The 13,802-nt window shown below is 72.0% G+C and carries 17 protein-coding genes; 7 read left to right on the forward strand and 10 right to left on the reverse strand.

What is annotated here, in order from left to right; all coding sequences use genetic code 11:
* Nucleotides 1–42: 42 nt before the first annotated feature.
* A complete protein-coding gene (locus tag ACZ64A_RS14435; RefSeq protein WP_003992873.1) occupies nt 43–300 on the reverse strand; it encodes a WhiB family transcriptional regulator in 258 nt (85 codons plus the stop codon).
* A 322-nt stretch (nt 301–622) separates the two neighbouring features.
* Entirely contained in the window at nt 623–1,591 is a 969-nt protein-coding gene (locus ACZ64A_RS14440) for a diacylglycerol/lipid kinase family protein (protein WP_469810512.1), read from the reverse strand.
* A gap of 117 nt (nt 1,592–1,708) precedes the next feature.
* Here ACZ64A_RS14440 and ACZ64A_RS14445 point away from each other — a divergent pair, with 117 nt between their 5' ends.
* The gene (locus tag ACZ64A_RS14445) at nt 1,709–2,167 is read left to right on the forward strand and encodes a hypothetical protein (RefSeq protein WP_469810514.1); all 459 of its coding nucleotides are present in this window, start codon (nt 1,709–1,711) and stop codon (nt 2,165–2,167) included.
* A gap of 79 nt (nt 2,168–2,246) precedes the next feature.
* Here ACZ64A_RS14445 and ACZ64A_RS14450 read toward each other — a convergent pair whose 3' ends face one another.
* From ACZ64A_RS14450 to ACZ64A_RS14460, 3 genes are all read right to left on the reverse strand, one after another.
* Nucleotides 2,247–3,431: an RNA polymerase sigma factor SigF gene (locus ACZ64A_RS14450; protein WP_469810515.1), complete on the reverse strand. Its 1,185-nt coding sequence runs from the start codon at nt 3,429–3,431 to the stop codon at nt 2,247–2,249.
* A complete protein-coding gene (locus ACZ64A_RS14455; protein WP_103781358.1) occupies nt 3,428–3,844 on the reverse strand; it encodes an ATP-binding protein in 417 nt (138 codons plus the stop codon). Before ACZ64A_RS14455 ends, ACZ64A_RS14450 begins: the two co-directional genes overlap by 4 nt.
* A gap of 328 nt (nt 3,845–4,172) precedes the next feature.
* Complete coding sequence (locus ACZ64A_RS14460) at nt 4,173–4,433, reverse strand: UBP-type zinc finger domain-containing protein (RefSeq protein WP_469810516.1); 261 nt, start codon at nt 4,431–4,433, stop codon at nt 4,173–4,175.
* Between the two features lie 61 nt (nt 4,434–4,494).
* On the opposite strand from ACZ64A_RS14460, the gene ACZ64A_RS14465 reads away from it, so the two are divergent.
* Nucleotides 4,495–6,093, forward strand: a complete 1,599-nt coding sequence (locus ACZ64A_RS14465) for a Na+/H+ antiporter (RefSeq protein WP_469810517.1) — start codon at nt 4,495–4,497, stop codon at nt 6,091–6,093.
* Nucleotides 6,094–6,127: 34 nt separating this feature from the next.
* Here the strand turns inward: ACZ64A_RS14465 and ACZ64A_RS14470 are convergent, their stop codons facing one another.
* Both ACZ64A_RS14470 and ACZ64A_RS14475 read right to left on the reverse strand, forming a co-directional pair.
* Nucleotides 6,128–7,024 carry a 1-aminocyclopropane-1-carboxylate deaminase/D-cysteine desulfhydrase gene (locus tag ACZ64A_RS14470; protein WP_469810518.1) on the reverse strand — a complete coding sequence of 299 codons (897 nt, stop codon included), beginning with the start codon at nt 7,022–7,024 and terminating at the stop codon, nt 6,128–6,130.
* Nucleotides 7,025–7,067: 43 nt separating this feature from the next.
* The gene (locus ACZ64A_RS14475) at nt 7,068–7,658 is read right to left on the reverse strand and encodes an N-acetylmuramoyl-L-alanine amidase (RefSeq protein WP_469810520.1); all 591 of its coding nucleotides are present in this window, start codon (nt 7,656–7,658) and stop codon (nt 7,068–7,070) included.
* A 293-nt stretch (nt 7,659–7,951) separates the two neighbouring features.
* Between ACZ64A_RS14475 and ACZ64A_RS14480 the strand changes: the two genes are divergently transcribed.
* The 5 genes from ACZ64A_RS14480 (at nt 7,952) to ACZ64A_RS14500 (ending at nt 11,933) form a co-directional block, all read left to right on the forward strand.
* The gene (locus tag ACZ64A_RS14480) at nt 7,952–9,358 is read left to right on the forward strand and encodes a family 2B encapsulin nanocompartment shell protein (RefSeq protein ID WP_469810521.1); all 1,407 of its coding nucleotides are present in this window, start codon (nt 7,952–7,954) and stop codon (nt 9,356–9,358) included.
* A complete protein-coding gene (locus ACZ64A_RS14485; RefSeq protein WP_469810825.1) occupies nt 9,349–10,497 on the forward strand; it encodes a polyprenyl synthetase family protein in 1,149 nt (382 codons plus the stop codon). The genes ACZ64A_RS14480 and ACZ64A_RS14485 overlap by 10 nt, the downstream gene beginning before the upstream one ends.
* A gap of 121 nt (nt 10,498–10,618) precedes the next feature.
* Nucleotides 10,619–11,239: a GNAT family N-acetyltransferase gene (locus ACZ64A_RS14490; RefSeq protein ID WP_469810522.1), complete on the forward strand. Its 621-nt coding sequence runs from the start codon at nt 10,619–10,621 to the stop codon at nt 11,237–11,239.
* A gap of 60 nt (nt 11,240–11,299) precedes the next feature.
* Nucleotides 11,300–11,557, forward strand: a complete 258-nt coding sequence (locus ACZ64A_RS14495) for a hypothetical protein (RefSeq protein WP_469810523.1) — start codon at nt 11,300–11,302, stop codon at nt 11,555–11,557.
* A gap of 40 nt (nt 11,558–11,597) precedes the next feature.
* Nucleotides 11,598–11,933, forward strand: coding sequence for a DUF952 domain-containing protein (locus ACZ64A_RS14500; RefSeq protein WP_469810524.1), 336 nt, complete (start codon nt 11,598–11,600; stop codon nt 11,931–11,933).
* Nucleotides 11,934–11,992: 59 nt separating this feature from the next.
* Here ACZ64A_RS14500 and ACZ64A_RS14505 read toward each other — a convergent pair whose 3' ends face one another.
* Genes ACZ64A_RS14505 through ACZ64A_RS14515 form a run of 3 tightly spaced genes read right to left on the reverse strand, consistent with a single transcriptional unit; the run spans nt 11,993 to nt 13,672 of the window.
* Nucleotides 11,993–12,823, reverse strand: a complete 831-nt coding sequence (locus ACZ64A_RS14505) for a VOC family protein (RefSeq protein ID WP_469810525.1) — start codon at nt 12,821–12,823, stop codon at nt 11,993–11,995.
* A 35-nt stretch (nt 12,824–12,858) separates the two neighbouring features.
* Nucleotides 12,859–13,269 carry a VOC family protein gene (locus tag ACZ64A_RS14510; RefSeq protein ID WP_469810527.1) on the reverse strand — a complete coding sequence of 137 codons (411 nt, stop codon included), beginning with the start codon at nt 13,267–13,269 and terminating at the stop codon, nt 12,859–12,861.
* Nucleotides 13,270–13,279: 10 nt separating this feature from the next.
* Nucleotides 13,280–13,672: a helix-turn-helix transcriptional regulator gene (locus ACZ64A_RS14515; RefSeq protein WP_469810528.1), complete on the reverse strand. Its 393-nt coding sequence runs from the start codon at nt 13,670–13,672 to the stop codon at nt 13,280–13,282.
* Nucleotides 13,673–13,802 lie beyond the last annotated feature (130 nt).

The raw sequence follows: 13,802 nt of genomic DNA on the forward strand, positions 1-13,802 counted from the left end.
TGTGCGCGCCGCCAAGCTCAGGCTGTCAGCAGGGGTGGATCCTCAGGCGGAGGCCTGACGGGCCCGGTTGCGGGCGGCGCGGCGCTTCATGGCACGGCGTTCGTCCTCGCTGAGACCACCCCAGACGCCGGAGTCCTGACCGGACTCGAGCGCCCACTGCAGACACTGCTCGATCACCGGGCAGCGACGGCAGACGGCCTTGGCTTCCTCGATCTGCAGCAGCGCAGGACCGGTGTTGCCGATGGGGAAGAAGAGCTCGGGGTCTTCCTCGCGGCAAACGGCGTTGTGACGCCAGTCCATGGCTGCTACCTCTCCTTGGTATGACTGTGCAAGTTGCTTGTGAATGTGAACGCTTTCACGAATCCCTCAACAAGTGAAGGGCCGACCGCCGAGTCTTCCCCGGCGTGGTCCTGTGTTTTGGTGAGGGGTTCTGGTGATCAGTGGAGGCCGGTCTTGCGGGCCGTCCCGATCGCCACGTAGAGACTCGCAAACCTCAGCGGCGGATACAACCCCTTCAAGAAAGTTTTTTTTGATTCTTCGGTGTCGACTAGGTCACAGCCGTACTTCCATGGGGTGGATCCTGGCCTAAACGTTCGAGTGAAAGGACTTTGGCCCGTTCTGCTCACACAATCACACGCAGTGCACGGCGTACACCTGTGAACGTCACGCTGGTACGCAGCCCCAGATGGTCACCGTCCATCTGGAGGGGGAGCGGCACCTTCGAATGCAAGGTGAACGCGTCCAGATCGTGCAGTGCGACGGCATGCTTGCCCCGGGGTCCGCGCTCCGGGGACGAAGTGAGCAACTGGGTGCCATACCGGGCAACCGCGGCCGTGGAGAGACGGCTGAGACCGAACACATCGAGCCCCGCGTCGAACGAGGCCTGCGGTGAGGCGTAGATCGGACGGTTGCCGAGAAACGTCCACGGCGAGGTGTTCGAGACTATGGACAGGACGAGATCCGTGAGCGGCTCCTCGCCCTCCCGCTCCAGCGTGATGGAGCCGTGCCGGCGATTCGACTCGCCCAGCAGCTGACGCACCACCTGCCGTACGTACAGGGCGTGGGTCGACTTGCTGCCGCGCTCGCGGTGCTGTTCCACCCGGCCCACCACACCCGCGTCGAAGCCGAGCCCCGCGTTGAAGGTGAACCAGCGCCGGGGCACCGCCTCGTCCTCCGTGCCCGGCGTGCCGGAGGCCAGACCCAGGCCGACCGTGCGTTCGCTGCCCTCGCGCAGCGCGTCCAGCAGGGCGCCGGTCGCCTCCACGGCGTCGTTGGGCAGGCCCAGCGCGCGGGCGAAGACGTTCGTGGAACCGCCGGGCACCACCGCGAGGCCGGGCAGTCGCGCCGGATCGGGGCCGGCGTGCAGCAGGCCGTTGACCACCTCGTTGACCGTGCCGTCGCCGCCGAGCGCCACGACCAGGTCGATGTCGTCGCTGGTGGCGGCCTGCCGGCCGAGGTCGCGCGCGTGCCCGCGGTACTCGGTGGTGACCGCCTCCAGCTTCATCTCGCTGGCGAGCGCGTGGATGAGCACGTCGCGTGTGCGCGCACTGGTAGTGGTTGCCGCCGGGTTGACCACGAGAAGTGCACGCATGACGTGCAGCGTACCTACTGAGCGGTACTCGTACGAGGGCGAGGTAGGGAACAGGTAAGAGGAGGACCGGTGGGGCTTGCCCCGGGGGACGCGTCGGGTGAGGGCTACCCTTCAGGGGTGAGCAGTGAGCAGACCCCCACCCCCACGCAGACCCAGGACACCGCCGGCCCGCGCCCGCGGCGTCTGACGTACGCCGCGGTACTCGCCGGCCTCGAAGGGCTCGCGCTGCTCGTCGGCGGGGTGTGGATGCTCGTCCTCGCTCTGACCGGCTCCCCCGACGACCGGCAGCAGGCCGTGACCGGCGGGGTGACGATCGTCGTCCTCGCGCTGCTGCCGCTGCTGGCGGCCCGCGGGCTGCTGGCCCGCCGCAGCTGGAGCCGCGGCCCGGCCGTCATCACGCAGATCATCGCGCTGCCGGTGGCCTACAACCTGATCCACGCCGACGGTGCCGCCATCCCGGCGGGCATCGCGCTGACCGCCGCGGCCGTCACCGCCCTGGTCCTCCTGGTCAACGGCGAGACGACCCGCGCCCTCGGCATCCGGGGCCCGGGGGCGGGACCCGGGGCGCAGAAGTAACGGCGACGGCTCCCGTGGGCGCTCACGCCCGCACCGGGAGCCGTCGGTGACACGGAGGAGTCCGTCACGGAGGAGTCCGTCACTCCTCCACGAGCAGCTTCTCCCGCAGCTGGGCCAGGGTCCTCGCCAGGAGCCGGGACACGTGCATCTGGGAGATTCCGACCTCCTGCGCGATCTGCGACTGGGTCATGTTGCCGAAGAAGCGCAGCAGCAGGATCCGCTTCTCGCGCGGCGGGAGGCCCTCCAGCAGCGGCTTGAGCGACTCGCGGTACTCGACCCCCTCCAGCGCCTCGTCCTCGGCGCCCAGGGTGTCGGCGACCGCCGGGGACTCGTCGTCGGTGTCGGGGACGTCCAGGGACAGCGTGGAGTAGGCGTTGGCCGACTCCAGACCCTCCAGGACCTCCTCCTCCGAGATCCCCAGCTTCTCGGCGAGCTCGTGCACCGTGGGCGAGCGGCCGTGCAGCTGGGACAGCTCCGCCGTGGCCGTCGTCAGCGACAGCCGCAGCTCCTGCAGCCGGCGCGGCACCCGCACCGCCCAGCCCTTGTCGCGGAAGTGCCGCTTGATCTCGCCGACGACCGTCGGGGTCGCGTACGTGGAGAACTCCACGCCGCGGTCCGGGTCGAAGCGGTCGACGGACTTGATCAGCCCGATGGTGGCGACCTGGGTGAGGTCGTCGAGCGGCTCGCCGCGGTTGCGGAAGCGGCGCGCGAGGTGCTCGACGAGCGGCAGGTGCATCCGGACCAGTCTGTTGCGCAGCTCCGCGTACTCCGGGCTGCCGTCCTGCAGCGCGCGCAGCTCGACGAACATCGCCCGCGCCCCGCTGCGGTCCTGCGGGCCGTGCTGCGTGACGTGCACCTCGCGCACGGCCGGCGCGTCCGGCGCCCGCACGTCGCGCACGGCCTGACCGTCCGGCGCCTGTTCCTCGGCGTCTCGCTCGTGCTCGCTCATCGTCCCGCCCGTTGCCCTTCCCCGAGCCCCGGCTTCCGCTGGGACAGGGGTGCCCCCGTTCCGCCAGCCCCGGGGCGTGCCCCGTCCGGCGCCTTCGTCTGGCCGCGGGCCGCCGTCGGCGGTGCCCCGCAGACCGGCGTCCACCGCCCCGGCCCGGGAGGACTCGTCCTCCGGGTGCGGCCGGGCCTGCTCGGGGATGCCGTCGATGCCGTCCGCCGTACGCCGGGAAACACCCTGAGCGCCCAGGGCGTTCTCGGGCGGCAGTTCCCTGGTGCCACGCTCTTCGTCCCGCACCGGCCCGTCCCCGTTCCTCACGCCGGCCCGGGTCCCGCGCCGCGCTGTTTGTAGAGGCTGATCGAAACGGTCTTGTCCTCGTCCACGGCGGAGGAGACCTTGCCCGCGAGAGCGGACAGGACGGTCCAGGCGAACGTGTCCCGCGAGGGGGCGTGCCCGTCCGTGGTCGGCGCCGAGACGGTGACCTCGAGTGAGTCGTCGACGAGCCGGAAGACGCAGGAGAGCACCGAGCCCGGCACAGCCTGCTGCAGGAGGATCGCGCAGGCCTCGTCCACGGCGATGCGCAGGTCCTCGATCTCGTCCAGGGTGAAGTCCAAACGGGCCGCGAGACCGGCCGTGGCCGTCCGCAGCACCGACAGGTAGGCACCCGCAGCCGGCAGCCGGACCTCCACGAAGTCCTGGTTCACCGCGGGCTCGCCTGCGATCTGGGACACCCTCACCTCCAAGGTGGTACAAGCTGTTCGGGGCCGAGGGTCGCCCCCCGGGTCAACGCGAAGTGTGGTACTGCGGTGACGCTATCGCGCCCAGAAGTTTCCTGTCCCGGGACCCCAACCCCTTGCCGTCACTCATAGTAAAGCTCCGGATACGCTCCGTGGCTAGAGGGTGTGCGGGCCCAATTGGGAACAGCGCGCGCCGGATTGACGTACCCAGGCGTCAGACGCTCGAACCGTACCCGGTACGGCACCTTCCGGTCTCCTCACGCGGCCCCTTTCCCGCCCGCACGAACCCCGTGCGCGGCGCCCGGCACCCGTGACCGGCCGCTCACACCAGCACGTGGTCGACGAAGCACCAGCGCCAGTCCTCGCCCGGTTCGAAGGTCCGCATCACCGGGTGACCGGTTTCCTTGTGATGCTCGGTGGCGTGCCGGTGCGGCGAGGAGTCGCAGCAGCCCACGTGGCCGCACGTCAGACACAGCCGCAGCTGCACCGGGTGGGTGCCGTCCCGCAGGCACTCCGGACACGTCTCGCTGAGCGGAGCCGGTTCCGGACGCGGCAGCGCGTCGGCGTGCGTGCACTGTTTCATGATTGCCAGGTTACGACGGGCGTGCGGCGAGCGGCGCCAAGGACGAGGGTGGGCGAGGACGATGGACGTGATGCCACTGCTGTTGCTGGTGGCGGGCAGTGCGGCGGTCGCAGCGGCCGCCCGGCGCACCCCGGTGCCGGCACCGCTGCTGCTGGTCGCGGTCGGCCTCGCGATCTCCTACGTCCCCGGCATCCCCGACTACCGGCTCGACCCCGAGGTCGTCCTGCCCCTGCTGCTGCCGCCGCTGCTGTACACCTCCGCGGTCGACAGCTCCTACCTCGACCTGAGGGCGCAGATGCGGCCCGTGGCGCTGCTGTCGGTCGGCTACGTCCTGTTCGCCACCGTCGTCGTCGGCTGGGCCGCGTACGTCCTGGTGCCCGGCCTGCCGCTCACCGCGGCACTGGTGCTCGGCGCGGTCGTCGCGCCGCCGGACGCGGTGGCGGCGACGGCGGTGGCGCGCCGGGTCGGGCTGCCCTCGCGGATCACGACCATCCTCCAGGGCGAGTCCCTGCTGAACGACGCCACCGCGATCACCGCCTACAAGGTGGCGCTCGCCGCGGCCGTCGGCGAGGGCGCGTCCTGGGCCGGGGGGATCGGCGAGTTCCTGCTCGCGGCGGTCGGCGGCGTGGTGGTGGGCCTGATCCTGATGGCGCCGATCCACTGGCTGCGCACCCACCTCAGGGAACCCCTCCTGCAGAACACGCTCTCCCTGCTCATCCCGTTCGTCGCGTACGCGGCGGCCGAACAGGTCCACGCCTCGGGCGTGCTCGCCGTGGTCGTCGTCGCCCTCTATCTCGGCCACCGGAACTGGGAGGTCGACTTCGCCACCCGGCTCCAGGAGGAGGCGGTGTGGAAGATGGTCGCCTTCGTCCTGGAGTCGGCCGTGTTCGCGCTCATCGGACTGCAGCTGCCGGTCGTTCTGCAGGGCCTCGGGGAGTACGCGGGCGCCGACGCCGCCTGGTACGCCGTCGCCCTGTTCCTCGTGGTCGTCGCGGTCCGCTTCCTGTGGGTCTACCCGGCGACCTTCCTGCCCCGGCTGCTGTCGGCGCGCATCCGCGCCCGCGAGGACAACCCGACCTGGCGCGGCCCGGTGGTCATCGCCTGGGCCGGGATGCGCGGCGTGGTCTCCCTCGCCATCGCCTTCTCCATCCCGCTCCACCTGCACGACGGCGACCAGCCCTTCCCGCACCGCAACCTCGTCCTCTTCCTGACGTTCACCACGGTCATCGGCACCCTCGTGGTGCAGGGCCTGTCCCTGCCGCCCCTGATCCGCCTGCTGAAGTTCCCCGGCCGCGACGCGCAGGCCGAGACCCTCGCCGAGGCCAACGCCCAGGCGCAGGCCTCCCGCGCGGCCGAACAGTGCCTCGACGACCTCCTGGCCGACGAACGCAACGCGCTGCCCGGGCCGCTCGCCGACCGGCTGCGCAGCGTCCTGGAGCGCCGCCGCAACGCGGTCTGGGAACGCCTCGGCCAGGTCAACCCGATCACCGGCGAGACCGCCGACGACACCTACCGGCGGCTGTCCAGCGAGATGATCAGCGCCGAACGCGAGGTCTTCGTGAAGCTGCGCGACGGCCGCTACATCGACGACGAGATGCTGCGCGCCCTGCTGCGCCGGCTGGACCTGGAGGAGGCGGCGGCGTACCGGGAGGCGACGTGACCGCCCGGCGGTGCGCCGGCGCGGACCGGGGATGTCACCCGGGGAAGGGGCGGCCGGTGATCACCGCGGCGAGAGTGGTGTCCCTGGGGAAGGCACCCTCCTCGGTGAGGGTGAGCAGGGCGTACAGCATCTTGGCGACGTAGATGCGTTCGACGGGCAGGTGGTGGCGGTCCTCGAAGTCGTCCGCGAAGGCGTCGAGGGCGGCGGGCACGCGCGCGTAGCCGCCGAAGTGGAACCGGTCGTCGAGCAGCCAGCTGCCGCGCGGCCCGCCGAAGGCCCGCTCCTGCAGCCTCCGGATGTCGCCGGACAGGAAGCCGCCCTTGAGAACGGGGACGCCCACCACGCGCTGCCCGGGACCGAGCCCGGCGGCCAGGCCGGCCAGCGTGCCACCGGTCCCGCAGGCGAGGGCGACCACATCGGCCCGGCCCACCAGCTCCGCACCGAGCGCGACGCATCCGTGTACGGCCGCCGCGTTGCTGCCGCCCTCCGGGACGACGTAGGCGTCCCCGGCGCCCACGGTGTCCAGCACCGCGGCAAGAATGTCCGGTTCCGTTTTACGGCGATACATCGACCTGTCGACGAAGTGCAGCCGCATGCCGTCGGCGGCGCAGCGGGCGAGGGACGGGTTGAGGGGGCGCTCGGCCAGTTCCTCGCCGCGGACCACGCCGATCGTCGGCACGCCCAGGAGGCGGCCCGCGGCCGCCGTGGCCCGCAGATGGTTGGAGTACGCACCGCCGAAGGTCACCACCGGCCGCCCGGCCGCCGCCCGGAGATTCGGAGCCAGCTTGCGCCACTTGTTGCCGGTCAGCTGCGGATGGATCAGATCGTCGCGCTTGAGCAGCAGCCGGACGCCGTGCCGGGCGAAACGGTCGTCCGCAGCCTCCTCGACGGGGGAGGGAAGGCGGGGGTGCAGGGCGTCCAGGCTGGTCACCGCACCATTGTCGAACAGCCGTCCCGGTGAGCCCGTCGGGCCGTCACTTCAGGCGTTCCCCGATCCGCTCCCGCAGCCAGGCCATGGGGAAGCCGCGGGGGTCCACCTTTCCCGGCTGCCACTCCAGGTGGCCGATCACCGACCGCTGCGTCCAGCCGTGCCGGCGGCACACGGCCGCCGCGGCCTTCTCGATCGCGACCAGCTGGGCCTCGGGCCAGGGGTCCTCACCGTCCCCGAGGTTCTCGCACTCGAAGCCGTAGAAGTGGCGGTTGCCGTCGGTGTTCGCCTCGTCGTCGTGCGGCAGCGCCTTCTCCGCGATCACCGCGCGCAGGACGTCGTCGTCGCCCGGCCCGGCGTGGTTGGCGCGGCCGTAGCCGACCAGGTGGACCGTACCGTCCTTGGTGATCACACCGTGGCACAGCGGGCCCGGCAGCCCCGGGCGGCCGTCCCGGCAGAGCTCCACCGTGCGCGCCGCGCCCCGGGTCACCGTGTGATGGATCATCACGCCGTGCACCGGGCCCCACGGACCCTTGTGGTTGCGATGGTGATGCCTCCAGTCGCCGACCTCGACGACCTCCAGGCCCTCGGCTCTCAGAGCGGTGAGGAAGTCGCTCGCGGACAGGGGTGAGGCCATGCCGCCTCCTTCGTGCTGCTGTCCCGGGGCCACGGGGCGCGGCCGCCGTCGTACCCCGCTTGTACCGAAACGGGACGAGACGGACGACATCGTTCGCACGGTGTGCGAGCGGATCCGGACACGTCCGGCATGCGAGGGCGGCCGGGAGGGCCGTTGAGTCTTCCCTCCGGGAAGTGATCCAACCCCGCTCTTTCGTGTAATAGCTCCAGCACGCTCCGTGATGGGAGCCTGGTCACCAGATCGAATGCCTGGCGCGGTTCGGAGCCAGAGCAGCACTGGGAGGGCAATTCTCTATGTCGGTAGGCGAAGAGGTCCGCACGGAAGAGACCAGGCCGCAGCAGAGCCTTGGCACCGCGGCCGCGCGGAACCTGGCCACCACGACCAAGTCCGTGCCGCAGATGCAGGAGATCAGCTCTCGCTGGCTGCTCCGGCTGCTGCCGTGGGTGGACGTTCAGGGCGGCACGTACCGGGTGAACCGACGGCTGACCTACGCGGTCGGTGACGGCCGCATCACGTTCGTGAAGACCGGTGACCGTGTCGAGGTCATCCCCGCGGAGCTGGGCGAGCTGCCCGCCCTGAGGGCCTACGAGGACGAGGAGGTGCTGGCGGAGCTGGCCCAGCGCTGCAGGCAGCACCAGTTCGCCCCCGGCGAGGTGATCGCTTCCTTCGGCAGCCAGGCGGAGGAGGTCTATCTGCTGGCGCACGGCAGGGTGGAGAAGGTCGGCACCGGCCCGTACGGCGACGACCAGGTCCTCGGCGTCCTCGCCGACGGCGCCTACTTCGGCGACCACGCACTGCTGTCCGGTGACGCCATCTGGGAGTACACCGCCCGGGCGGACACCGCCTGCACGGTGCTCATCCTCTCCCGCCAGGACGTCGAGCAGGTCGCCGAGCGGGCCGAGTCGTTGCGCGACCAGCTCCGGGAAGCCCGCGCGATCCCGGCGCAGCGCACCAACAAGTACGGGGAGAAGGAAGTCGAGCTGGCGGCCGGCCACTCCGGCGAGCCGGACATCCCGCACACCTTCGTCGACTACGAGGCCCGGCCCCGCGAGTACGAACTGAGCATCGCCCAGACCGTGCTGCGCATCCACTCGCGCGTCGCCGACCTGTACAACCAGCCGATGAACCAGACCGAGCAGCAGCTGCGGCTCACCGTCGAGGCGTTGAAGGAGCGCCAGGAGCACGAACTGGTCAACAACCGGGAGTTCGGCCTGCTCTCCAACTGCGAGTACGACCAGCGGATCCAGCCGCACGACGGCGTGCCCAGCCCCGACGACATGGACGAGCTGCTCAGCCGGCGGCGCGGCACCAAGATGTTCCTCGCCCACCCGCGCGCGATCGCCGCGTTCGGGCGCGAGCTGAACAAGCGGGGACTGGTCCCGGAGACCATCGACGTGGCCGGCAACCGCATCCCGACCTGGCGGGGCGTGCCCATCTACCCGTGCAACAAGATCCCGGTGACCGAGGCGCGCACCACCTCCATCATCGCGATGCGTCTCGGCGAGCAGGACCAGGGCGTCATCGGACTGCGGCAGTCGGGCATCCCGGACGAGATCGAGCCGAGCCTGTCGGTGCGGTTCATGGGCATCAACGAGCAGGCGATCATCAAGTACCTGGTCACGGCCTACTACTCGGCCGCGGTGCTCGTGCCGGACGCGCTGGGTGTGCTGGAGAACGTCGAGATCGGCCGCTGGCGGTGACCCTCCCGCTCCAGGGACCCCGTGCCCGTCCCTCCCCGGGGCGGGCACACCCTTCGGTCACGCCGGCGGACCGGGACCGGGCGGCGGGGCCGGCCGACCAAGCCGAGGCGGCGGCGCTCCTGGAGCACACGCGGGACTTGGTCGACCCCGAGCTGCGCACGGCGGTCGAGTCCCTGCCGGGGACCCTGCGACGCGTCGCGCGCCGCCACTTCGGCTGGGAGCAGCCGGACGGCGGCCCGGCGGCGGGTCCCGCGGGCACGGCCCTGCGTCCCGCGCTCGTGCTGGCGGCGGCCGACGCCCTGGGCGGCACAGCGGCCCGGGACAGCGCGGTGCGGGCGGCAGCGGCGGTGGAGTTGGTGCACCACTTCACGCTGCTGCACGACGACGTGGTCGACCGGGACCCGGACCGGGGCGTCACCCGCCGGCACCGGCCGGCCGCAGGGACCCTGCCGGGCCACGCCGACGCCCTCCTCACCGGCGACGCGTTCCAGGCGCTCGCGCTCAAGCTGCTCGCCGAGGACCCGCATCCGGCGTCCGGGGCGGCCGCCGCCCGGCTCGCGGCCTGCGTCGTGGAGCTGTGCGCCGGCCGGCACACCGGGACGGCGCTGGAGCGGCGCTCACCCGGTGAGCCGGATCCGACGGATCCGGACGATGTGCTCGCCGTGGCCGAGGCCGGGACGGGGGCGCTGCTGGGATGCGCCTGTGCGGTCGGTGCGCTGTACGCGGGCGCGGCTGCCGAGGACGTCGACGCGCTGGACGTGTTCGGACGCGAGGCCGGGCTCGCCTTCCGGCTCCTCGACGACGTGATCGGTATTTGGGGTGGGCCCGGGCGCCCGGGCAAGCGGGCCGACGCGGACCTCGTGGCGCGCGGCAAGCCGCTGGCGGTGGTGGCCGCGCTGGTCTCCGGCACCGCGGCGGGCGTCCGCCTGCCCGAGCCGCACGGGACATGGCTCGAACCGGAGGACGTCGAGCACACGGCGTCGGCGCTCGAGCGGGCCGGTGGCCGTGACTGGGCACAGCAGGAGGCGGCCGACCGGATGTCCCGCGCGGTCTGCGCCCTGGCCCGCGCGGTGCCGGAGCCGGAGCGGGCCGGGAACCTGCTGAGCCTGGCGGAGCTCGTGACCCGGCGCGGCACATGACGGGTCGCCAGGGACGGGTGGCCAGGGACGGCCGGGGACGGACCGAGCCCTTCCGTCGCGGCCGAAGCGCCCGGGATAAGGTCAACCCCCGTATGCGACGGGCGCGTTGAATGGGGCCGGGATGGGTGTGGCGATACGGCGGGCGAGCGCCGGCGACCGGGAGGCGGTCGTACGGCTGCTGGACGAAGCCTTCCAGGACGATCCGGTCAGCACCTGGGTGTTCCCTGACGAGGAATACCGGCGTGGCACCCACCACCGGCTCATGGCCGCGTTCACCGACATCGCCCTCGGCGACGGCTGGATCGACGTCACCGAGGACGGCGCGGCATGCGCGCTGTGGCTGTCCGTGCCGGCGGGGGAGCACGACGACGCCGGGGACGACGATGCCGGGGACGACGGCCCCGCCGAGCTGCGCAGGGCCGTGGACCCGGACAACGAGCGGGTGGAGCTGATCGGGCGGCTGACGGCCGGGATCCACCCCGCGGACCGCCCGCACGCCTATCTGTGGATGATCGGCGTCGCACCGCACCGGCAGGGTGAGGGACTGGGCACCGCGCTGATCGAGCACGTCCTCGAGCGGTGCGACCGCGCAGGACAGGCGGCATACCTGGAGGCCAGCAACGCCCGCAGCCGGGTGCTGTACGAGCGTCTCGGCTTCACGGTCATGGACGGTGTGCTGGACCTGCCCGACGGCCCGAGGATGTGGCCCATGTGGCGCGAGCCCCGCAGCGGAAAGCACTGAGCCGCGCCTCGCTCCCCGGAGCGGGAAGCGCTGAGCCGGGCAGCGCCCTACGCTGGGGGCGTGGGCAGCGACGAATCCGTGTGTCCGGTCTGCGGGCACCGCGTCGAGACGGTCGTCCGGCGCCACAAGACGCTGGGCGCCTGGGTGCCCGTGTGGACGCCCGGTCCCTGCCGCAACGCGGAGTGCCCGGCCTGCGCGGAACCGTCCACCGGTGGCGCGTCCCCCGCCGAGCCCCCGGTCGTCGCCGCCCCGGCCGAGGACGGCGACACCCCTGGAGCGTCAGGGACACCCGGGGTCTCCGGGGCGGAAGGATCATGACGGCTGGGTCGTAAGGCCCTTCACCGCATAGCGTGGGCGCATGACCGATGCCCCGCACATCCTCCACATCACCGAACGCTCCCTGTGGGAGGCCGCCCGCGCTCAGGGCCGGTACGCCATGTCCACCCGCGGCCGCACGCTGGAGCAGGAGGGGTTCATCCACTGCTCCACCCGCGAACAGCTCGCGCCGGTGGCCGATTTCCTCTACGGCGACCACGACGGCGCAGATGAGCTGGTCGTCCTCGTCGTGGACCCGGCGCGGCTGGACGTGCCGCTGAAGTACGAGGCCGTCGAGCCCGGCGGTGAGGAGTTCCCGCACGTGTACGGGCCCATCCCGGTGGAGGCGGTCGTGTCCGTGGAGCCGTGGCCGGCATGAGCCGGCGCTCCGCACTCTCGTGAGCCCGGGCCCTCGCCGGCTGGCGTGAGCGCCCGCTCTCACCGGGGCGGCAGACCGCCCGTCTCGGGGTCGCGGGCCGTGAGGCAGTACAGGCCGCCCGCCGGGTCTCGCATCACCGTCCAGTGAGGTCCGCCGGAGACGACGGCCGCGCCCAGTTCCTTGTGCCGGGCGCGGGTCGCCGTCCGGTCGGCGCAGGCCAGGTCCACGTGCGCGGAGGCCGGCCGCTCCTCTTCCAGACACTGGAGCAGGATGCGGATCGGCAGCCCCTCGGGCGGGGCGATCACATGGAACTCGGGGCGCGAGCCGGGCCGGGACGCCCACTGCGCCAACAGCGCTGTGAAGAAGGCGACTTCGGCGTCGTACGCCGAAGGCGGCACATCGAGGCAGACCTGGTCGAGACGGCAGCCGTCGACGGCGGGCGGGCGCCGCTGCTCGCCGTGCCACGGCACCGCGCAGAACAGCTGCCCGCCGGGGGAGCGCAGCACCGCCCAGCCCTCGTGCCGGGCCTCGACGCTGCCGCCCAGCCGCAGCGCCGACGCCACGAATCCCGGCACGTCGGCCACGGCGAAGTCGAGGTGTGCGCCGCCCGGGCCGGACGCGACCCCTTGCGCCTTCACACAGGCGTCGGCGTCGCCGTCCGGGAGCAGGGTGGTGAACTCCCCCTGGTCACCGCGTGCCGGGGACAGCCGGGTGCCGGTGACGACCGTCCAGAACGCGCAGGCATGGTCCAGGAGTCCGGCCGGGCGGTCGACGAACGCGTAGGTCCAGCGCACCTGCCGGTCCCCGCCCGGGTCCGCGTCCGGATGCACGTCCGGGTTCACGTCACGGCCCTGATCCAGGTCCACGTCCCGGCCTTGATCCAAGCCCATGTCTCGGTCCACGTCTCTGGCCAGGGCGGAAATGGTCAGCTCTCCGTTCGTTGCATGAAGCGCAGCAGATTGCCCGCCGGGTCGCGGAAGGCGCAGTCGCGGACCCCGTAGGGCTGGTCCATCGGCTCCTGGAGGATGTCGGTGCCGGCCTCGCGGACCTTCTCGCACAGGGACTCGCAGTCGGGCGTGGTGAAGATGACCCCGCGCAGCACCCCCTTGGCCAGCAGCCGGGTCAGCGTCTCCCGGTCGGCTGGGGAGGCGTCGGCGGCCGGCGGTTCCAGGACGATCTCCACGTCCGGCTGGAGCGGGGAGCCGACCGTGAGCCAGCGCAGGCCCTCGAACTCCACGTCGTTGCGCAGTTCGAGGCCGAGGACGTCCCGGTAGAAGGCGAGCGCCTTGTCGGGGTCGTCGACGGTGACGAAGCACTGCTTCAGTTTCACATCCATGACGGTCACCCTAGGGTCGGCGCGGTCGCGTGAGCCTGCGCACCACGCAGGGCGGAATGGTCGCGACCGCCTCGTGCGGACGGGCCCGGTACGCGGTCGGTGTCATGCCCACGAGCTGGGTGAACCGGGAGCTGAACGAGCCCAGTGAGGTGCAGCCGACGGCGAGGCACACCTCGGTCACGCTCAGGTCCCCGCGCCGCAGCAACGCCTTGGCGCGTTCGACCCGGCGGGTCATGAGGTAGCCGTACGGAGTCTCGCCGTACGCCTCGCGGAAGCTGCGCTGGAAGTGACCCGGTGACATAAGCGCCGTCCGGGCGAGCACGGAGATGTCCAGGGGCTCGGCGTACTCGCGGTCCATCCGGTCGCGTGCCCTGCGCAGTCGCACCAGGTCCTCGGGGGTCACCCGGCCAGCATGCCACGCCGGGCCGACTCCGGGCAGGCCGATCAGTCGATCGACAAGTGAGCGAATGTCGATCGTTTGATACGAAACCATTGACGTGATCCGCGTGCCTCCCTAGCTTCGGGCGTCGTCC

The organism is Streptomyces sp. NPDC104814 (genome assembly GCF_055583185.1).